At 62.4% G+C, this 20,741-nt stretch carries 21 protein-coding genes; 6 read left to right on the top strand and 15 right to left on the bottom strand.

Annotated features, from left to right (window positions below):
- The first annotated feature begins 13 nt into the window (after positions 1-13).
- Both ACE2AA_RS15540 and hpxZ read left to right on the top strand, forming a co-directional pair.
- On the top strand, positions 14-466 hold the full coding sequence (locus tag ACE2AA_RS15540; protein WP_141262329.1) for a hypothetical protein: 453 nt from the start codon (positions 14-16) through the stop codon (positions 464-466).
- A gap of 28 nt (positions 467-494) precedes the next feature.
- Positions 495-884 (top strand): oxalurate catabolism protein HpxZ, encoded by a 390-nt coding sequence (hpxZ, locus tag ACE2AA_RS15535; protein WP_395370388.1) that lies wholly within the window; start codon positions 495-497, stop codon positions 882-884.
- Here hpxZ and ACE2AA_RS15530 read toward each other — a convergent pair whose 3' ends face one another.
- Positions 885-1,712, bottom strand: a complete 828-nt coding sequence (locus ACE2AA_RS15530) for a hydroxyethylthiazole kinase (protein ID WP_395370386.1) — start codon at positions 1,710-1,712, stop codon at positions 885-887. It abuts the gene before it with no gap.
- Between the two features lie 173 nt (positions 1,713-1,885).
- On the opposite strand from ACE2AA_RS15530, the gene ACE2AA_RS15525 reads away from it, so the two are divergent.
- Positions 1,886-2,383: a hypothetical protein gene (locus ACE2AA_RS15525; RefSeq protein WP_193557719.1), complete on the top strand. Its 498-nt coding sequence runs from the start codon at positions 1,886-1,888 to the stop codon at positions 2,381-2,383.
- 113 nt (positions 2,384-2,496) lie between these two features.
- Here ACE2AA_RS15525 and ACE2AA_RS15520 read toward each other — a convergent pair whose 3' ends face one another.
- Positions 2,497-4,197: a thiamine pyrophosphate-binding protein gene (locus ACE2AA_RS15520; protein ID WP_141262326.1), complete on the bottom strand. Its 1,701-nt coding sequence runs from the start codon at positions 4,195-4,197 to the stop codon at positions 2,497-2,499.
- 342 nt (positions 4,198-4,539) lie between these two features.
- Here ACE2AA_RS15520 and ACE2AA_RS15515 point away from each other — a divergent pair, with 342 nt between their 5' ends.
- Entirely contained in the window at positions 4,540-5,013 is a 474-nt protein-coding gene (locus tag ACE2AA_RS15515; protein WP_395370384.1) for a hypothetical protein, read from the top strand.
- Between the two features lie 68 nt (positions 5,014-5,081).
- Here the strand turns inward: ACE2AA_RS15515 and glk are convergent, their stop codons facing one another.
- Positions 5,082-6,050 (bottom strand): glucokinase, encoded by a 969-nt coding sequence (gene glk / locus ACE2AA_RS15510; protein ID WP_141262325.1) that lies wholly within the window; start codon positions 6,048-6,050, stop codon positions 5,082-5,084.
- Between the two features lie 256 nt (positions 6,051-6,306).
- On the bottom strand, positions 6,307-7,104 hold the full coding sequence (locus tag ACE2AA_RS15505; RefSeq protein WP_141262324.1) for an SDR family oxidoreductase: 798 nt from the start codon (positions 7,102-7,104) through the stop codon (positions 6,307-6,309).
- A gap of 156 nt (positions 7,105-7,260) precedes the next feature.
- Between ACE2AA_RS15505 and ACE2AA_RS15500 the strand changes: the two genes are divergently transcribed.
- A complete protein-coding gene (locus ACE2AA_RS15500) occupies positions 7,261-8,421 on the top strand; it encodes a hypothetical protein (RefSeq protein ID WP_141262323.1) in 1,161 nt (386 codons plus the stop codon).
- Positions 8,422-8,431: 10 nt separating this feature from the next.
- On the opposite strand, the gene thiL is transcribed toward ACE2AA_RS15500, so the two are convergent.
- The 11 genes from thiL to ACE2AA_RS15445 form a co-directional block, all read right to left on the bottom strand.
- Positions 8,432-9,427: a thiamine-phosphate kinase gene (gene thiL, locus ACE2AA_RS15495; RefSeq protein WP_395370383.1), complete on the bottom strand. Its 996-nt coding sequence runs from the start codon at positions 9,425-9,427 to the stop codon at positions 8,432-8,434.
- 15 nt (positions 9,428-9,442) lie between these two features.
- Positions 9,443-10,021 carry a transcription antitermination factor NusB gene (nusB, locus tag ACE2AA_RS15490; protein WP_141262321.1) on the bottom strand — a complete coding sequence of 193 codons (579 nt, stop codon included), beginning with the start codon at positions 10,019-10,021 and terminating at the stop codon, positions 9,443-9,445.
- Positions 10,022-10,093: 72 nt separating this feature from the next.
- Positions 10,094-10,600 carry a transcriptional regulator NrdR gene (gene nrdR, locus ACE2AA_RS15485; RefSeq protein WP_141302489.1) on the bottom strand — a complete coding sequence of 169 codons (507 nt, stop codon included), beginning with the start codon at positions 10,598-10,600 and terminating at the stop codon, positions 10,094-10,096.
- A gap of 62 nt (positions 10,601-10,662) precedes the next feature.
- Positions 10,663-12,498, bottom strand: coding sequence for a DNA helicase RecQ (gene recQ, locus ACE2AA_RS15480; RefSeq protein ID WP_395370382.1), 1,836 nt, complete (start codon positions 12,496-12,498; stop codon positions 10,663-10,665).
- 23 nt (positions 12,499-12,521) lie between these two features.
- The gene (locus ACE2AA_RS15475) at positions 12,522-12,896 is read right to left on the bottom strand and encodes an OmpA family protein (protein ID WP_141262318.1); all 375 of its coding nucleotides are present in this window, start codon (positions 12,894-12,896) and stop codon (positions 12,522-12,524) included.
- A 134-nt stretch (positions 12,897-13,030) separates the two neighbouring features.
- Positions 13,031-14,728 (bottom strand): thiol reductant ABC exporter subunit CydC, encoded by a 1,698-nt coding sequence (gene cydC / locus ACE2AA_RS15470; protein ID WP_141302487.1) that lies wholly within the window; start codon positions 14,726-14,728, stop codon positions 13,031-13,033.
- A complete protein-coding gene (gene cydD, locus ACE2AA_RS15465) occupies positions 14,725-16,440 on the bottom strand; it encodes a thiol reductant ABC exporter subunit CydD (RefSeq protein WP_141262316.1) in 1,716 nt (571 codons plus the stop codon). Before cydD ends, cydC begins: the two co-directional genes overlap by 4 nt.
- Positions 16,441-16,538: 98 nt before the next feature.
- Positions 16,539-18,341 carry a sensor histidine kinase gene (locus tag ACE2AA_RS15460; protein ID WP_193557718.1) on the bottom strand — a complete coding sequence of 601 codons (1,803 nt, stop codon included), beginning with the start codon at positions 18,339-18,341 and terminating at the stop codon, positions 16,539-16,541.
- A gap of 3 nt (positions 18,342-18,344) precedes the next feature.
- Entirely contained in the window at positions 18,345-18,527 is a 183-nt protein-coding gene (locus tag ACE2AA_RS15455; protein ID WP_010514389.1) for a hypothetical protein, read from the bottom strand.
- 146 nt (positions 18,528-18,673) lie between these two features.
- The gene (locus ACE2AA_RS15450) at positions 18,674-19,237 is read right to left on the bottom strand and encodes a sigma-70 family RNA polymerase sigma factor (protein ID WP_395372234.1); all 564 of its coding nucleotides are present in this window, start codon (positions 19,235-19,237) and stop codon (positions 18,674-18,676) included.
- A 110-nt stretch (positions 19,238-19,347) separates the two neighbouring features.
- Positions 19,348-19,836: a sigma-70 family RNA polymerase sigma factor gene (locus tag ACE2AA_RS15445; RefSeq protein ID WP_141262315.1), complete on the bottom strand. Its 489-nt coding sequence runs from the start codon at positions 19,834-19,836 to the stop codon at positions 19,348-19,350.
- A 127-nt stretch (positions 19,837-19,963) separates the two neighbouring features.
- On the opposite strand from ACE2AA_RS15445, the gene ACE2AA_RS15440 reads away from it, so the two are divergent.
- The gene (locus ACE2AA_RS15440) at positions 19,964-20,704 is read left to right on the top strand and encodes a response regulator (RefSeq protein ID WP_141262314.1); all 741 of its coding nucleotides are present in this window, start codon (positions 19,964-19,966) and stop codon (positions 20,702-20,704) included.
- Positions 20,705-20,741 lie beyond the last annotated feature (37 nt).

Genomic DNA, 20,741 nt, shown 5'->3' with positions numbered 1-20,741 from the left:
CAAGCAGGTTCCCATGCCGAAATCACCGACCCAGCCCACCCTTCTCCATAAGGTCAACGATCATGTCGCGGTGCGCATGACGATCATATTCGGGAGTATCTGGTGCGTTTATGCATTCCTGGTCTTTTCCCTTATCCCTCTGGCCGCCCCCGCATGGCAGAACACGCTGCTTTATATAAGCAACTGCATCCAGCTCGTTGCGCTACCAGCCCTGATGGTGGGCAATGCGGTGCTGAGCCGGGGCACCGACCAGCGCGCGGCGGAAGACCATGCCGCCCTGATTGAAATCCTGAACGATGTCCGGTCTGAAGTGTCCGAACTGAAAACCGTGACCAATGATCTGGCGCGCAAGACGAACCAGGCGGCCAACCATTCCCCATCGGAAATCGTGTCGTTTTCCAATGAAGCTGTTATCAATGTGACGGAAAACGAAGCGCATGAAGCGGTCATCCCCGCCAAGGGCTAAAGCCACCAGCATATTTTATGGAAACATCATGTCCCCTGCCCTGAACCGCCCTGAAATCGTTGCGGAACTGACCGCGATGTCTGACCGCTATGAAAAGGCGCTTGGCGATAATGACATCGCGGAGTTGGACGCCCTGTTTTACCATGGCTCCGAAACGGTACGATACGGTGTTGGCGAAACACTGTACGGGTTTGATGAAATCGCGGTATTCCGCCGTAACCGGGCAGGTGGTTCTCCTCCGCGCGACGTGCTGCGCCGACATATTACGGCTATCGGCACGGATACCGGCACGGTTGATCTGGAATTCCGTCGTCACGGTGCCGAACGTATCGGCCGGCAGAGCCAGACATGGATCCGCACCCCCGACGGGTGGAAGATCATCGCGGCCCATGTGTCCCTGATGGCCGATATTTCCTGATCAGTTGCCGATATCTGGCGCGCAGGCATCCTGCAACCGCGACAGTACATCGACAAAACCGGTTGCGAAGGATGCCGGGCCGCCAGCATCCCGGGCCGCGATTTCCGCCGCCCGTGCATAAAGTGCGTGAACGGCCGCCACCGCAACCAGCCTGTCCGATTCCTTTGGAACGGTTGCCAGGGCTGCGGCAACCAGACCGCCCAATGCACAGCCTGCCCCTGTCACGCGCGTCAGCAGTGGGTGGCCGCCAGGCACAATAATATGTCGACCATCGGGGGCAAGGATATGATCTTCCGGCCCGCTGATGGCGACGATTACCTTATGACTGCGGGCAAGCGCCTGCCCCATTGGCACTGCCTGCCCGATCGAAGCCGTGGCTTCCACCCCCCGTGCCGTCGCCGCCCCTCCGGCCAGCGCCACGACCTCACTGGCATTTCCCCGGACGACAGCAGGTAATCTGGAGGCAAGTGTACGAATGATGGCGTCATATTCCCCGACACCGGCGCCCATGGCCACCGGATCCAGCACCCATGGCACATGGCCTGCATTCGCGGCATCCACGGCATCCATCATGTCGCGTGCCGTGCAGTTGATCAGTCCCGCCGCATTGACCCAGATTGCCGCGGCCTGCCCCCCGAAACCGGCCGGCCAGCCCGGCGCCGCCCCGATGGCGGGGGCCGCCCCTACCGCCAGCAGGACATTGGCACTGAGAGTGGCCGCAACATAGTTGGTCAGCCCGTAGACAAACGGGGCCTGCACCCGTATCTGGCGCAGGACAGGACGACAGTACGGATGGTCATAATCCATGGACAGGGTTACGTCATGCAACAGCGGTCACTCCTTTCCCACGCATCCAGACAATGGGTCGCCTGACACCGACAGGGGTTGCCTTTTGGTGGTAATCGACTGAAAAATAAAGAACGGACCGGGTCAATCATACCGGGGGCCGCCTGAATTCCGTAGATGATTTACCAGCCGCCATATCGTAGCAGGAACATACCGTGCGACCAGCTTTCCTTTATGCCCCTGTCATTCTTGCCGCAGGACTACTGGCCACTCATTCCGCACGGGCTGCGGATGCACTGGGACAACCGACAGCCAAAATCTGTTTCACCCTGCGTGATGCCGCCCTAGCGGGCGGATATTCATGGGGCAAGGGACGCCTTTATTTCGGCAACCATTCCTACCCGGTCAAGATTACCGGCGGTGGGGCGGTCGGAATCGGTTACAGCAAGCTGAAGGGGGACGGGACGGTGTACAACCTTGCCCGTCTGTCTGACATAAACGGCACCTACTGGTCCGTGCGGGCGGAAGCGACCATGGCCCGGGGCCGCAATGTCGCTGTGCTGGACAATAACCATGGCGTGGACATCAAGACGACCATGCGCACCAGCGGCGCCCATCTTGCCGCGGCCGTCATGCGGCTGACGCTGCGTGTGGACCCGGGCCGGGAACGGGTTGATACCCTCCCGGCCGCCTGTTCGTTCCCCATCCATTAAGGGACGGTTTAAACAGCCTATCCTTGTTGGCATCATGATGCTGCCCTTAAAAAGGGCGGCACCCAAAAACTCCTGTTTTCAAAGAGTTTACAAAAAAACCGGATCGATTTTCCCTAGATCGTGCTGATTACGATCTCGACCAGACTGGGACGGCCGGACGCCATCGCGGCTTCTATGGCCGGAGCGATATCCCCCGCACGGGTAATCAGGCACGATTCCAGGCCATAGGATGTCGCCATGGCCTGATAGTCGATCGGTGGATCACGCAGGTCCATTGCCAGGAAATTTCCCTCCTGCGCGGAAACATAATGCGTCTGCCCCCGCATGAACCCCTTCAGCACGTTATATTCGCGGTTGTTCATCACGACAAAGGTCACCGGCAGCCGTTCATGCGCTGCCGTCCACAAGGCCTGTGGAGAATATAGGGCCGCCCCGTCCCCCACCAGGCAGACAACCGGTTCACGCCCCAGCCCCAGCGAAGCCCCGACCGCAGCCGGCATGCCCCAGCCCAGCGCGCCACCGCGCAGGAAGGAGTACTGCGCGGCCCAGTCACTATCGAGGAACATGCGTGTATAGGAGGATGTTGCAATCGCTTCATCCACAATGGCGACCTGCGGGCCAATGGCGCGCACGACTTCATGGGCTGCAACACAGGGGGCGATGACCGGATCATCCCGATGCCGGGCCACCAGTGTTTCCGCATCCATGCGCCTGCTGGTCCGGGCGGCGATGACACGCGTGCGGGCCGCACTGAATTCAGCCCGGCGGGGCTGTGTCGCCTGCTGCAGCAGCGGAATCAGCACATCCAGCGACGCACGGATATTACCCACCAGCGAAAGCGGGGTCTGGAATGTGCGCCCCAGATCACGCACATCGGCCGAGACCTGATAGACCGCACAACCCGGCGGCACGGGGGAACCTTCGGAATACAGGATGGTAATCAGCGACTTGCCGCCCAGTGCGAAGATTGCATCATAATCCGCAAGCCTGCGGGCAATGTCAGTTGCGCGCGTGGGCATGTTACCCGCCCATAACGGGCAGGACGTCGCAAACGGGATACGCGATGGCCATGACGCGCCATAAACGGGCGCACCAAGGATTCCGGCCACTTCAGCCACCTGTGCCGCCGCATCCGCGCCATGGACCTCATCACCCGCGATGATCGCAAGCCTGCCCGGCGCAATACCGGCCAGCGCGCGGGCCAGGTCCGGCAGGCCGCCGGCTATGGAGGCGCGATTGATGACGGATAGGGAACCGACATCGACATCGCTGGGTTCCTCCATCACATCCATGGGCAGGGACAGGAAAACCGGCCCGGACGGGGCCGCCATCGAATCGTTGAAGGCACGCCGCACCAGTACCGGCAACTGGTCCGCATGCAGGACTTCCTGCGCCCATTTGACAGCGGGCGTTGCGATGCTGACCAGATCGCCAAACAGCAACGGGTCGGAAATCGTATGACGCGAGTCCTGCTGCCCCGCCGTCACCACCAGTGGCGTCTGCGATACGCTGGCGTTCAGCAGATTACCCATGCCATGCCCCAGCCCCCCTGCCGTATGCAGGTTCAGGAAGCCGGGACGTCCAGCCGCCTGCGCATACCCATCAGCCATGGCCACCACGCTCGCTTCCTGCAGGGCAAGAACGTATTTCAGGTCCGGGCGACGCTGGAGCGCATCGATCAGGGGCAGTTCCGTTGTGCCGGGATTGCCGAAAATATAGCGAACCCCTTCACTTTCCAGAATTTCCAGCAGGATGTCGGCCCCCCGCCGTCCCCCTGTCCGCCGTGCTGCGACCTCTAGCGGTGTAATGGCCATGCTGTCCTCTGCGTGCATTGACGGTCAGGCCATCGCACCACGTTTTCGGGATCGGGTCCACCATGGGGCGAGCAGGGCAGATGTCATTTTTATCTTGATAATGATAATTATTATCACTATCAATTTCGACACCCGTGGGTCGCCCGACAGATTCCCAACCGTCGATTTCCCAACTTGTCCACGGAACCTTACGGCATCACCCACAGCCCGGGTGATGCCGTTTTTTTATCCAACGGACACATGACCCCGCACGGAGATATTTTTTCATACCCGGACGGGATAATCTTACACTTTCAATTGACCCCATTACCGGACGTGAAGATGATGCAATGACATCCAGCCATGAAAGTGAGCCCTTTGCCCGCTGACGGTCCTGCTACCCTGTCCGCCCCCACACCCGTTCCAGACGGGAGTAATGAATGGGCGACACCCGTATCCACCATGATCGACGCCCTGCACCACAACGGCATCATCACGGCGCACCATGTGGCGGCAGCCCGGTTCTGGGCCACGGATTACCGGATTGGCGTGATGGGAGAGGAAGACCCGCATCTGGACCGGACATCACTGGGGCTGTCCGTGCGGCCGCTGAACGGACGCATGGGGTCCATCAACCGTTACAGATATATTCACGACATCATCGGCAACCGCTACGAGCGGATCCTGATCGCCACAATAATCAACAACCAGCCGCTGGATGAAATAGCCAGCCATGCCCGGTACGATCCCCGGCATATGGGCAGCGTGCTGGCGCTTCTGCTGGATTTCCTGACCCGGCATTATGACGCCATGCCCGGCCACCTGTGGCGCGGTTGACCCGTCAGGCAGGCCACTCGAAATAAAAAAGGCGCCCCGGAAAAACAGGGACGCCCCTTCAGACCATATCAGCGATAGGCTTCGGCAAAGGCCGCCGCCGCACCCAGCAGGCCTGGCTGCGGGTATGTAATCAGCTTGACAGGCATTTCCGCCATCATGCCTTCGAACCGGCCCTTGGCCACGAACCGTTCGGCAAAGCCGGAACTGGGCAGGTGCTGGGCCAGACGCAGGCCAAGGCCACCGGCAATCACAACAGCGCTGCCGCCCTGTGCCAGCGCAAGATCCCCCGCAACCGTACCAAGGCTGAGACAGAACCGTTCCAGTGCGGCTGCCGCCACCGGGTCGGATCCCTCCAGCGCCATGGTCCACAGCGCCTTGTCATCACGCGCCTTGACCGACAGTTCCCCCATTTCGGCAATCGCCTCATACAGGTTGAGCAGCCCCGGCCCAGACACCACGCGTTCCACCGACACGCGCCGGTAGCGACGGCGCAGCACGGTCAGGATACGGTCCTCAAGCTGGTCGAGCGGGGAGAAATCGATATGCCCGCCCTCGGTCTCGCACACGAAATAACCGTTCTTGCGCCGCACGATATAGGCGGAACCCAGACCCGTGCCCGGCCCAACGACGGTAATCACGCCCTGTTCGGGCAATGGCTGGTCGGGACCACAGATATGCTGCAGGCTGTCTTCACCCACCTGTGCCACGGCATGGGCCACGGCGCCGAAATCATTAACCAGGATCAGCTCGTCCACCCCCAGCTTGACCGGCAGCCACGCGGGCTGGATGACCCACGGGTTATTGGTCAGCTTGAGGATATCCCCCTTGATCGGGCAGGCCACGGCAATGCCCGCGGCCTTGGGCAGGGGGCGGTCAACCACGCGGGCAAAAGCTTCCCATGCCAGCTGCAGGCTGGCGTGATCAGCACATTTCAGGGTCGTGGCTTCCCCCAGCGTGACAACCCGCCCCTGGTCAACCTGGGCAATGGCGAAGCGCGCGTGCGTGCCGCCAATATCAACTGCTACGATCTCTTTCATATCCGGTCACGCTCCGTGGCCATACGGCAGCTCCTTGCCCCGCTATTACAATAAAAACAGTCTGCGATTGTGCCCTCTCCCATGCATTTCATGCAACAGAACAGGCAATTCAGGTGCCGCAGATCTATCGGTTAACACATCTATCCAGAAAACAAGACCAGCTATCGTGTAATTTCATTGATAAATGTCACGAAATGGCCACAATCGTTCCGGTCAGCATTAAAATATATCATATAAACCCTGACCTGCCGGGAAATCAGTCCGTCTGGTCTGCCTTGATGGCCGAAAGGATCCGCCGCTTGAACGGCCACGGTATCAGCGTGTCCACCAGCCGCAGCACTGAAAACACGAAGGGAAAGACCAGATGGGGCCGGTTGCGGTCCACGGCGCGGGCGATCTTGCGCGCGGCAGTAGGCGCGGTCTGCAAAAATGGCTTCGCGCCCACGACGCGGCGGCTCATGGGGGTATCCACAAACCCTGGCGAGACCAGCGTGACCCCGATCCCCAGCGGGGCCAGCGCCATCTGCTGCGCCTCGGCAAAACGTTTCAGCCCGGCCTTGGACCCCGAATAGGCGGCAGCGAACGGCAGTGCATGGAAGGCCGCAACCGAACTGATCAGCACGATATGCCCCCGTCCCCGCGGGACCATGCATTCGGCAGCGGCAGCAGCCATGGCCGATGGCGTGGCATAGTTGACCAGCCCCAGATGCAGCACATCCTCCGCCCGTTCCACCACGTCACCCCCGCGCCGCATGTCCCCCAGCCCCGCGGCAAGGATGGCGATATCGACCGGATAGCTGTCATCATCCTGACGCAGGGCTTCAATCGCAGCCGCTCCATCAGACAGGTCAAGGGTGCGCGTATGCACCTGCACACCCAGGCTGCGGGCCTGTACAGCCACATTTTCCAGCCGTTCGGCGTTGCGTCCCCACAGGACCAGCGATCGCCCACGGGCGGCATACAGCCGCGCCAGTTCCGCCCCGATCCCGCTGGATGCCCCCGTAATCAGCACATATCCGCCTTCATCCATGCGTGAACCGGACCTAACCGTCATTGTCTATCTTCCTTTTAAGGGTCCTTCTGTGCCATCAGCACAACAACAGGACGGACCACCGAATCATTTCTTTCAACCCTTGCCTGCATAACCTGCCCCGTTCCGTGACGGAATGAAGGTCGATGCGGGTAATGTTCAGGATGCAACGAACCGGTCATGAACGAAACCGATCGTCTTACTATCATTCCCGTTTCCGGCTTTCGTCAGATGACCACCTTTATCCAGTTGCCCCGCCGCCTGTACGCCGGGCTGCCGGGTTATGTACCCCCTCTGGACCTGACCCAGCGAGACCTGCTGACCCCGCGCAAGAATTCCTTTTTCCGCCAGGGACGCGCGCAGTATTTCCTGGCCATGCGGGGCAAACGGGCGGTGGGACGCATATCCGCGCAGATCGACCCGATTTCCATGAAACATTATGGGGAACCTGTCGGTTTTTTCGGTGCACTGGACGCAATCGACGATCTGGATGTTGTATCCGCCCTGCTGGATGCCGCAGGCACATGGCTGCGACAGCATGGCATGAAGCTTATGCGCGGACCGCAGACGCTGGACAGCAATGGTGAGTTCGGGATGATGCTGGAAGGCCACCACGCCATGCCGATGGTGGCCATGCCGTGGCACCCGCAATGGCTGCCGGGCATGATGGATGCCTGTGGCGCCACCAAGGTGCGCGACCTCGTAGCCTATCAGATGCAGACCGGCCCGGATGCGGAAGAAGCCCACCTGGTCCCCGCCAGCCTGCGGCTGGGCGAAGGGCGGCTGGGCAATGTCACCACCCGTGGCCTGCGCATGGACCGGATCAATGAGGACGGGGAGATCCTGCGCACGCTGTACAACGACGCATGGCGCAACAACTGGGGATCGATTCCGCTGGCGCGTGAAGACATGCAGTCCATGATCGTGGAGATGAAGCCCATCCTGCGGCCGGAGCATTTCGTGCTGATCGAACAGGCGGGCAAGCCGGTCTGTGTGGCGCTGGTGGTTCCCAACGTGTTCGACATTTCCGCCGACCTCAATGGCGATCCGTCGCCGCTGGGGTGGCTGAAACTGGGCAAGCGGCTGCTACGGCATGAATTCCATTCCGCGCGCGTCATCCTGCTGGGCGTCAGTTCCACGTTGGACGGCACGGCGCTGGGGGCGATCATGCCGGCACTTGCCATCACCGAACTCATGAAACGCGGCCGCAGCCTGCCCTACCGCACGATCGAACTTGGCTGGGTTCTGGAAAACAACCTGCCCATGCGTCGCCTGATCGAACGGATCACGCCCGAACCGTGCAAGCGCTACCGGGTTTACGACCTGTCGCTGGAGGACTGAGGGACAGGCCTCAGCCCCCAGCCTCCCTTACATGGCTCCAGCCACGCCGGGCAAATGCCATCGCGTGGCCCGCCGCGTCGCAGACCTGCACGCCATTTCCCGCAACCACCTGCCCGATACGGGTCACCGCCACCCCCGCACGCGCGGCATGAGCCTGCAGGCCGACTTCATTCATGGGGGGGACGGCAAGCAGCAGTTCATAATCATCCCCACCGCTCAGACACGTTGACAGCCATTGCGGGCCAAGTGCGCGCACGGCCGGGGATAACGGCACCTGATCCGCATGGATTACGATCCCTACCCCGCTTTCACGCGCCATGTGCCCCAGATCCTGCAACAGCCCATCTGACACATCCATCCCGGCGGATGCGACATCCCCCAGATCCAGCCCCAGCCGGGGACGGGGCAACTGGTAGCGGCCTGCCAGAAAGCCATCGGGATCGGTCACCTGCCCGCGTCGCGCCAGCAGGCCCATCGCGCCATCACCAATCGTGCCCGTAACCCATATGCCATCGTCCACGCGGGCGGTGCTGCGCCGTAACGCCCGTCCGGGCGCTACATGCCCCAGCACAGTCAGGGACAGCACCAGTGGCCCGGACGTGGATGTCGTGTCCCCGCCCAGCAGCGTGATGCCAAACTGTTCCTGATCGCGCACAAGGCCCGATGCAAAGCCTGCAAACCACGCCTCATCCCGCGCGGGCGGCATGGATACCGTCATGAGGTAACCCAGTGGGGTCGCATCCATGGCGGCAAGGTCCGACAGGTTGCAGCGCAGCAGCTTGCGACCAACGGTGTCGGATGGATCATCAGACAGGAAATGCACGCCTTCGACCATGGCGTCGGCCGCAATAACCAGTTCACGCCCGGCGGGCGGCATGAACACGGCGGCATCATCGCGCAGGTCAAGCGCCCCGTCCCCCGCAAGCGGCCGGAAAATACGGGCAATGAAACCGAATTCCGCCGGCAGGCCATTACCTGACAGTGCGTCCTGTCCCATGGCCGTCATGCCTTTCTTCGGGGTTCAGGCGGGTTTGCTGTCGGGGGCGGCATCAGCCACGGGGGCATCATCCACTACCAAGACCGTTTCACTGCCTGCATCCGTCACGGATGCCGCCGGTTCATTGATCCGCCGCGACAGGGCATCGAGCACGCCGTTGAGCATGCGCGGTTCATCACCGGCAAGAAAACCATGGGCGATATCCATGTATTCATTGATGATGACGCGGGCCGGTATGGGATCCGCCCCCGTCATCTCACCACCCGCGGCATGCATGATCGCCCGCAGCACCGGGTCCAGACGGGCCAGCGGCCATGACGCGGGCAGGATGTCATGCAGCAGCGTGTCAATGCGTTCCTGCCGTGCCATGGCGCCACGCACCACGATCCCGAACAGCCGCGCATCGGCGTCGGGCACGTGTCCTTCGGCATAATCGCACTGATCGGATGCGGACGTGCCCAGCCGGTGACGCATGAACTGATTTATGACGCGTTCCGGGCTTTCGCTGCCCTGTTCGATCTGGAACAGGGCCTGCACCGCCGCAACACGCGATGCGGTGCGGGAACGGACCTTGTGCTGCCGGTCACCGTCTGTCTGTGTCATGGCGCGTTACTCCTGCTGTGACATTGCTGCGAATTCTGCGTTTCATCGCCTCTTTGCGTGGCGGGGTCCAGTTCAATCTTTGTCCCTGGAGCCCGATGGGGGAAAGTCTTCACCCTCCTCACCCGAGACGGAAGCCGAGATCGTGTCCAGAATATCCGCGAAATCCTTGGTTTCACGGAAATCCCAATGCACGCTTGCGAAACGGATATAGGCTACCGAATCAATTTCACGCAGCGTTTCCATAATCAGCCGCCCGATATCGCGTGAGGGAATATCCGTCTCCCCCGTGGCTTCCAGATGACGGACCAGCCCATTGACGATCCGTTCGATCCGATCTGCCTCGACCGGGCGCTTGCGCAGCGCGATACGGACCGAACGCGCCATCTTGTCACGTTCGAAGGGCACGCGGCGGCCATCGGCCTTGACCACGATAAGGTCGCGCAGCTGCACGCGTTCGATGGTGGTGAAGCGCTGCCCGCATGATCCACATATGCGCCTGCGCCGAATGGCCGCGCCATCTTCATGCGGGCGGCTGTCCTTCACCTGCGTATCGTCATTTCCACAAAAAGGGCAACGCATGCAAAACCGTTTCCTGATTACGCAATGGAACAGAACACGCCACGCGAACGCGGCATGACGGGCTAGGCACCGATATCAGTCAGTACATCCAGTACCGCCGCACCATACCGGGCCAGCTTGGAACCACCCACCCCCCGGATCATGCCAAGCTCATCCAGCGTGGTCGGGCGTTCAAGGGCAATATCATGCAGCACGGCATCATGGAAAATGACATAAGGCGGGATTTCCTGTTCCCGCGCCTCCCCCAGCCGCCATTGCCGCAGCGCCTCATAGCGCGCTGCGGCTTCTGGTGTCAGGTCAGCCATCTGGGGCCGCTGGCCGCCGCCTGAACCGCGTCCCGCCGCCTTCAGATCCTCGGCCGCGTCCTCGCGCAGCATGATCTGCTCCTCGCCACGCAATATGGGCCGGGCGCGCCCTTCCTCAAGGGCAAGGGCATTATATTCCCCCGTCACCTTTATCGCGCCACGGGCGATCAGCTGGCGGATCACCCCACGCCAGAAAGGTTCGGGATGGTCGCGGCCGATGCCGAACACACTCAGCTTTTCATGGCCATGGCGGGAGGCCATATCCGATGCCTTGCCACGCAGCACACCCGCCACATGCACCGCACCAAAACGCTGTCCAGTGCGATAGATTGCCGACAGCACCTTCTGCGCCGCCACCGTGCCGTCAAACGTCGCGACCGGATTGCGGCAGTTGTCACAATGACCGCAGGCGGTGGACAGTTCCTCGCCAAAACACGACAGCAGGGCCTGCGTACGACAGCCAGTGGTCTCGGTCAGGGCGATCATGGCTTCCAGCCGGGCGCTCATGATCCGCTTCTGGGCATCAGGCGCGTTGGACTGTTCCAGCCAGTACCGGGCACGGGCCATGTCGTCGCCGCCATACAGCAATACGGTTTCGGCCAGTTCCCCATCACGCCCGGCGCGGCCGATCTGCTGATAATACCCTTCGGGCGAAGATGGCATGTCCAGATGCACCACGGCGCGCACGTCAGGCCGGTCAATGCCCATGCCAAAGGCGATGGTGGCAACGATCACCACCGGCTCGCCCGAACGGAACCGCATGAGGGCAGCACGCTTTTCCACCGGCGACAGGCCGGCATGGAACGGCAGCGCGGCATATCCCTTGCCTGCAAGTGAGCGTGCAATCCGTTCGGTCTTGCTGCGGCTGCCGCAATAGACGATGGATGCCGCCCCGCGATGGCGGTCCAGTATCCCGGTCAACTGACGCAGTTCCGATGTCTTGGGCTTTACTGCAATATCAAGGTTGGCCCGGTGGAAACTTGCCTTCAGCACCGTGGCATCCGGCATCGCCAGCGCATCGAGGATGTCGGTACGCGTGCGCGCATCCGCCGTGGCCGTCAGGGCAATGCGGGGCACATTGGGAAAATGCTGCGGCAGGGCCGCAAGTTCACGGTATTCGGGCCGGAATTCATGACCCCAGGCGGAAATGCAGTGGGCTTCGTCAATCGCGATGACCGACAGCGTCAACCGCCCCAGCCGTTCCAGCATACCGGGGGAAAGCAGCCGTTCTGGCGAGACATAAAGAATGTCCAGCCGCCCGGCCATAAGGTCCGAACGGACACGGGCGGCATCATCGGCTTCCTGTTCGGAATGCAGCGCGCCCGCATTTACCCCCAGCTGGCGCAGGGCCGCGACCTGATCATCCATCAGCGCGATCAGGGGGGAAATGACAAGGCCGGTGCCGGGCCGCGCAAGGGCGGGCACCTGATAGCATACGCTCTTGCCGCCGCCGGTGGGCATGAGCACCAGACAGTCCCGGCCTGCCATGACCTCATCCACTGCCTGCTGCTGCAGCCCACGGAAATCAGGGAAGCCGAAAACCTCGGCCAGCACATCACGCGGGTTGCGTGCTGCGCCGTCACCAGCCGTCATATCATCAGGAGGGAGGCCGTCGTTCAGCGTCCACCAACCTCGATTTCGACGCGGCGGGACGCCAGGGCGCCGTTTTCGTTGTTCAGCGGGCCACGCGGCTGCTGGCTGATCCGGCTGGCGTCCACGCCATCAACCGCCAGCTGGCGGGCCACGATCTTGGCGCGGTCGATCGCCAGCAGTTCATCTGCCGACAGGTCATGACTGGCGGCGGCATAGCCTTCAACCCGAACCCTGGCGTGGGTCGATACCGCACGCTGGGCGGCCTGTGTGATCACCATCTGGGCCGGCGTGTCGAGCTGGGTGGAGTTCTGGGTAAAGAACACGACATATTTACCCGGATGGCCACCAGCACACCCTGTCAGCAGACCAAGACCAAGAAGAAGGGACAGGCGACGCATGATGGATTCACTCCTGATTCAGGGATTCAAGACGGATCGCTATCAGCCTTCTGGTATACCCGATCCGGTTTTCCGCTACTTCGTGCCCTGTGGAAATAGCCGCGTCAATCCTTTCCACCAGCATGGCCACCCCTTCATGAATGGGCACTGACCATTTTTCCGTCAGAAATACGCCATACTTTATCCAGTTTCTCGACACCTGTCAGACGATGCGCAATTAGGATGACGGTACGGCCATGGGTCACATCATTCAGGGTCTGGAGGAATTCCTGCTCGGTACGCGCATCCAGTCCGGTGGCCGGTTCATCCAGTATCAGGATGGGCGCGCGTGACAGCAGCACACGCGCCAGCGCCAGCCGCCTGCCCTGCCCGCCTGACAGGCTGGCGCCCCCTTCCCCCAGCCAGCTATCCAGCCCATCGGGCAGTTCGCGCACGACGTCCGCAACCCGCGCCTGTTCCAGCGCGATCCACAGATCGGCTTCACCCGCGTCGGGACGACCAAGCAGCAGGTTGGCACGAATCGTATCGGCAAACAGGTGCGTCGCCTGCGACAGCCACGCAATCCGCCCGCGCAGGTCATCATCACGGATGGTGGCGATATCACGCCCACCCAGCGTAATGCACCCCGCCTGAGGCGCCACCGCCTTGAGCAGCAGCGCCGCCAGCGTGGACTTGCCCGCACCCGACGGCCCCAGCACCGCAATACGCTGGCCCGCCGGAATGGACAGGTTCAGGTCATCCAGCACCGGGGCACGGTTCGCGCTCCAGCGGAAGGATACATGCCCAAAGCTGATATCGCTGCCTGCCGGTGCGGGTTCGGTACCTTCAGGGGGCGCGTGTTCAGGCATTTCACTGACGGCCACGACCCGGGCCGCAGCCCGGGTAATGCTGCCCGCCAGCGCGCCAGCACGGGTCAGGCCGCCCACACTTTCAAATGCCGCAACCGTCAGGAACAGCACGGCCGCCGCGGGCAGGGGCGCAATATGCGGCAGGCCCAGGCCAAGAGCGGCAGCCAGCACCGCCACCACCGCCGCCTGCCCGCACAGATAGGATGCGGCCCCAGCCATGGCCAGCATCCGGGCCTGTTTCATCTGTGCGCGATACAGCGCGTCATCACGGTCACGGACATGGGCCAGCATGCGCCCCTCCGCCCCGAAGGTCGCGATTTCGCGCAGCCCCCCCACCATGTCCAGCACGCCAATACGCAGCTGCGCGCTGGCATGGTTGACCTGACCACCCTCACGCCGCCCCATCATCGCAGCGATCAGGGGCAGGACAAACGCACCGCAGACAAACAGTCCCGCCACCACGACCGCCAGCACGGTGTTGACCATATTGATGGCGATGAACAGGAACGGCAGCACCAGACATGCACCAAGCAGCGGAATGATGATGCGCAGGTACAGTCCGTCCAGTGTCTCGACATCGGACACCAGCCGCGACAGCAGGTCACCCGCGCGGCGGAAGCCCAGACCAGCCGCCGCACCCCGCGCCAGATTACGGAAAAACCATACCCGCACATCCGCCAGCGCGCGGAACATGGCATCGTGCGTGACCAGACGTTCGGTATAGCGCAGGATTACCCGTGCACTGCCGAAGATACGCAGCGCGCCGGTCGTCACCACGATCACGCCCACCGTCATGGCCGCGACCCGCATTCCCGCCTCGCGCATCAGCACAAGGCCGATCAGCACGGCCAGCAGCGACAACAGCGCGCCCGCCGTCAGCAGCGGAGCGCGACGCTGCCATATATGCAGGATCTGCAGCACCGGCCCCATCACGCCTTCACGCCGCGCCAGCCGTGCGAATTCCCGGTTTTCCGAGGACTTCACGATGCATTCTCCCCACTGGTGACAATACGGCCATGATCGAGATCCACCCGCTGTCCCCCGAACCCTTCCACCGCAGCAGAGTGGCTGGCAAGGATGACCGTGCGATGGGCCGCAAGCGCACGCAGGCTGGCGAACACGTCGGCTTCGGTCTGCGGATCAAGGTGGGCTGTCGGTTCATCCAGCAGAAGCAGCGGCGCGTCCTTGAGGAAGGCGCGCGCAATCGCCACGCGCTGCGCCTGCCCGCCCGACAGACCGAACCCGCCTTCGCCAATCAGGGTCTCAAGCCCGCGTGGCAGATTGGCGATGAATGCATCCGCCGCTGCCGCCCTGATGGCGGCCTGCAACTGATCGTCCGTCGCATCGGGACGGGCGAACAGGATGTTTTCGCGCAGGGTGCCTGCAAACAACACCGGCTTCTGGCCAATCCATGATGTCATGGCGACCAGTGTTTCAGGTTCGATGGTGGCCATGTCGACACCATTGATGGTGATGCGCCCGCTTTCGGGCTGGATGAAGCCCAGCAGCATTTCGATTATGGTCGACTTGCCCGACCCCGACGCCCCCCACAGCACCAGCGTCTGTCCGGCGGGTGCGGTGAACGAGACATCATCCAGCGTCGCTCCGCGTGCGGGGTCCCATGTAAAGCCTACATGTTCAAACGCGACACTGACGCCCTGCCCCGTTTCGCACACCGCCTGACCAGCCGCGCGCACTGCCGCCGCGTCCGGCAGGATCCGCATGGCCGCAGCCGCGCCCGATGCATGGGCGCGATCCTGATACGCCAGCGCAAGACTGCGGAAAGGGGCAAAGAATTCCGGCACCAGCAGCACAACAAACAGCCCGCGCGCGACATGGGCTGCCATAACAGTCGCAGGCACGCCCCCCTGGTCATGCAGCGCCATGAGCTGCGCGCCATTGCGCAGCGCCACCAGCACAAGGGCCACGACCAGCGCGCAGTCGATGGAGGCCGATGACAGGAACGCAACCCGCAGCACCTTCATAGTGCGCACGCGCAGTTCCTCCGCCGCGGCGGCAAGCCTGCGGGTTTCATCTTCCGTCCGGCCTGACAGGACAATGGTGGCGATGCCGCGCACACGGTCAAGGAAGCGCGCCTGCAGGCGCGTCATGGCAAGGAACTGGTTGCGCGAGGCAACCGCCGCCCCGATCCCGAACAGCGCCTGCCCGAACGGTACGGCAATACCGCATATCGCCATGATCAGAGCCGAGCCCGGCTGAACGAAGGCGGCAAGGACACCGATGACAAGCGGGGCCGCGACCCACAGCACGGAAGCCGGCAGCCAGCGGGCGAAGAAACCATCCAGCGCCTCGATCCGGTCAACGGCCAGTGCAGTCAGTTCCCCCGTATGGTGCCTGCGCAGCAGTCCCGGCCCACCGCGCAGGATGGCGTCCAGCACCCCGCCACGCAACCGCGCGCGCGCCTTCATGCCCGCACGGGCGGCAAGGATGTCCGCCCCCATCTGCAAGACAGCGCGCACGATGGCCAGCCCAACCAGCCCCGCAAGCGCCCACGTCACCGCCGGTTCCCCGCCAGGCACCAGCACGCTGGCCAGCACGCTGGCAATGCACCAGACCTGTCCCACCGCAGTCGCGGCCAGGGCCAGCCCGAGCAACACAACCGGCATGGCCTGCCGGCGCCCAAGACGCGACTGTGCCCTTGTCCACGCCTTCATCACTGTCTTGTCATCGTTCATGACCGCTCCCTATACCGAAGGACACGACACAGGGACAGCCATCATCCACGGCCGGAAACTGACGACACCATAACTCTGCCATGCATTTTTGCATGGATTCAGCCCGCCATTTCATCCTGTTCGGGCTGCTTTAGTGGAAAAACAAGGACATAACGTGTCCCGTTTTCCTCGAACATCTGCAGTTCACCACCCAGTTGCCGGGCAAAGCCACGGATCAGCTGCATGCCGATGCCGCTGCGCCCTTCCTCTGTTCCGGGATGATTGCGCACCGCCGCCATGCCCACGCCGTTATCGGCGATCCACAGGCACGCCCGGTTACCGGACAGCGCGCGCAGCCCGACTTCCAGCGTGCCGTGCTGGCGGTCGGGAAACGCGTATTTGATCGTATTGCTGACCGCTTCCGTCACGATCAGCGCCAGCGGCACCGCCTGGTCGGGCACCATCAGCAGATCATCGACGCGGATATCCAGCGTGATGCGGCTTTCGTCGGATTCACCGATGGCATGCATGATCTGGCCACACAGTTCGCGCACGAAGCTCTGCATATTCAGGCTGTACAGTTCGCCATCGGCGTAAAGATAGCGATGCAGGGTGGCCAGCGCACGCACACGGTCACGCGCCTGCGCGAATTCCTCACGTGCGGCGGGCTGGCGGATGCGGCCTGCCTGCAGGTTCAGCAGCGACGCTACGATCTGCAGGTTGTTCTTGACGCGATGGTGCATTTCCTTAAGCAGCAGTTCCTGCCGCGCCTGCGCGCGTTCCAGCCGCTTTTCATGTCGCGCCAGCTTGCGGGTGGCCTTGCTGAAGGCATGGGCAAGCTGCCTGACCTCCAGCGGCATGGCCCAGTTGGAACGCACGTCATACATGCCACCCAGCTGCCACTGATTGACCGACGTGGTCAGCTGGCGCAACGGCGTGATCACCAGCACATCGGCACTCTTGGATGCGCCCAGCAGCCCCATCAGCAGCAGCAGCCCGCTGCTGACCAGCGATATGGCGAACATCACCACCGCGTGCCGCTCCCCCGCGTTGCGGCGCGTCATGGTCAGGACATGCACGCCATCCTGCACACGACCGATGGAAAACGACCCATCGGGCAGGGTGATGTGGGCATGTTCCTCCCCCATCGCCAGGGTCGCGCGTGCCCACTGCATGATACGTTCGGGCGGATGAGGCGACCAGTTGCAATCCGAACACAGGGGGACGGCGGCATGGGCGTGGCTGTCCACCACCCATACCTCGACCGGGCCATTCTGCTGCACCAGATCCATCCGCGGGTCACTGGCCTGCAGTATGGCGCTGCGCCATGACAGCGGCATGACCGCCGTCAGGTAGCCCGGACGGGCCGGCCTGCCGACATCATCATAAATGGTGGTGGAAACCGTAATGCGGAAATAGGCGGGCACATGGGTGAGCGGATCGGTCAGCGCCACCAGCCCGACATCCCCCTGGAAACGGGGCATGGCGTCCATGCCCAGTGGGGTGGATCCCTTCTGCGGCCCGACAGCGGTCAGGATGTTGCCCCGGTCATCCGCCAGCGCAATCTGGCTGTAATGCCGCCCGGTCAGCGACTGCACCAGTTCAAGCATATGGCGCAGGCCCGCATCATCCAGCCGCATGCGCGAGACGGCCTGCAGCAGGGAACTTAAATGTTCGGCTTCATGACGCAGTTCAAGATCGATGCGCGATACCGTAAGGTCGGTACGGTCCCCCGGCGCTTCAAGCGTGGCGCGATAACTATGCCATGCCTGTACCGCCCCGATCAGGGCAATGGGCATGGCAGCCAGCAGAATGATCGCCATCATCCGCCCACGCACGGCATCGAACACGCGACCGACACGGCTGAACAGGCTCCGGTGGCGGACCTGCCTGCCGTGACCGGAAGATGGGAATACGGACATCCGTTATTTTGTCCGTTTCCGGTCTTCCTCAATCAGACGCAGGAGTTCCTCGGGAACGGGCTCTTTCGTCACGTCGTCAAACAGCTGATGCAGCCCCCGCTTCAGCCATAGCTCGAACGCATCATCCGATCTGTTTATGGACTTCTTTCCTGGTTGCCTGGGAGGACACTTGTCCTTCAGAGCCATCGCATTATCCCGAAGTAAATTCCCACTTCACACAATCCCTGTCTGGGTCAGGGCTGCATCTTACCCTGCAAATTCCAAGATACTGTATGGAGACAGCACTGTCAGTGCCATACTCATGCCGCAATTCAAAGTGGGAATCCACCCAATCAGACTGATGCCGCAGGGCGTGCCTGCACACGTGTGCGCAGGCGCTGCACCGCGCCGCGCAGCTCGACAGTGGAAATATCGCGTTCTTCACCATACAGCCATGTGGCCAGCTGGCGACGGGCGCGGAAGACGCGGCTCTTGGCGGTACCGACGGCGCAGCCAGTCGCCGCAGCCAGTTCGTCATAGCTCATGCCCTGCATCACCACCAGCACCAGCGCCTCGCGCTGGTCGGCGGGCAGGCGGTTCATGGCTTCGGCCAGTTCCTTGACCACCAGGCGTTCCTCATGCGCGCCGCTACCCGCCATGGCGGAAGCGGGCACATCCTCGATATTCCCGGTTTCGCGCTTCTTGCGCAGGTCGGAGATGAAGCGGTTGCGCAGGATGCGGTGCATCCACGCGGAAAAATTGGTACCCGGCGTAAAGCTGTACTGGGCTGCCAGCGCATTGCACACGGCGTCCTGCACCAGATCATCCGCTGCCGCACGATTGCGTGTCAGCGACAGGGCCTGAACGCGCAGACGGGGCAGGATTGCAATCATCTCGTCATGAAAGCTGTTGGTCATCTTCTTCTCCCCTGTGTTGTCGTTCTTCATGCCGGTGCAATGAACGGGGAAGGCAAAAGGTTACATCCACCCATATAACGAAAACGCGAGCAGGCGGGCCGTGGTTTCATTCAGCCGTCATCAGGGCGGGTACCCATGTAATCCACGATCTGGGCGCGGGCGCGGGAGACGCGGGCCTTGATGGTGCCGACCGTCACACCACATACATGTGCAGCTTCCGCATAGGTCATTTCCTGCACGCCAACCAGAACCAGCGCCTCACGCAGGCGGGGGGACAACTGCCAGATCGCGCTATTGAGGTCGCGCAGAGCGTCCGCTTCCCCTTCCCCCGTGCCACTTTCGGGCTGATCGGGGCGATGGGCATAGTCAGACATCACATCACGTTCGCGTCGGCCGTGGCGCACCTGTTCATAAAAAAGGTTACGCGCGATCGTGTACAGCCATGCCTTCATGCTGGTGCCGGGGGTAAACTGCTCAAGGGCCGCCAGCGCGCGCAGCACGGTTTCCTGGACAAGGTCGTCCGCCTGCGCGGCCTGCCCGGTCAGAAAACGGGCAAAACCACGTAATTGCGGCAGAAGGGACAGGATCTCCCCACGCAAGTGCGTGACCGCTGACGGATCGGGTGGTATTCTGGATTCCAGTTTGTTTACTCTTCAACTCTTGCAGCACAGCCTAACGCTGTCATGATCCGGAGTGTAACAGTTTATCTGGGGAGATGAATGCCTCATGCCGCTATCACGGCGTCAAGACCTGCTTCGCGCCCTGCCCTATGCCCGGCGTTACGCCCGGGCGTTATGTGGCAGCCAGTCGAGTGGCGACCTGCTGGTCGCCGAAAGCCTGCGCGAACTCATGGCGGTGGATGATCCATCCATGCCACCAAGGCTGCGCCTTTACCAGTGGATATCCCGCCACCACGCCGAACATGGTGGCGGCGGAGACGCGGCAGGCGGCATGCCGCCGCTGGGACGCAAGCTGCTGCTGCTGACCTCGCTTGAGGAACTGTCGGTGAACGACGCCGCCCGTGTCCTGTCACTGCCCCCCGCACAGGCCACCACCATACTGGAGGATGCCCACGCCCGCCTGCGTTCATGCGCCCAGACCAGCGTGCTGATCATCGAGGACGAACCGATCATCGCGATGGATATCGAGGAACTGGTGCGCCAGTGCGGCCATACCATCGCAGGCGTCGCCAGCAGCGAGGCGGAAGCCATAAAGCTTGCGCGCGAAACCCGGCCCGGCCTGATCCTGGCCGATATCAACCTGGGCGACGGTGGCGACGGAATGAAGGCGGTGTCCAGCATCCTGCAGCATCAGGACATTCCCATCATCTTCGTCACAGCCTACCCCGAGCGCCTGCTGACGGGCGATACGATCGAACCGGCATTCGTCATCACCAAGCCTTTTGAACCGCTTACGCTGGCGGTTTCCACCTATCAGGCGGTTTCGGGTGGCGTATCCCTGAACTGACACAGCCGCATGCCAGTCCCGCGCCTGTGCCATCCCC

The organism is Komagataeibacter diospyri (assembly GCF_043995075.1).
GTDB lineage: Bacteria > Pseudomonadota > Alphaproteobacteria > Acetobacterales > Acetobacteraceae > Komagataeibacter > Komagataeibacter diospyri.
Note: the sequence above shows the minus strand (reverse complement) of the source record. Positions and strands in the feature narration are given on the sequence as shown.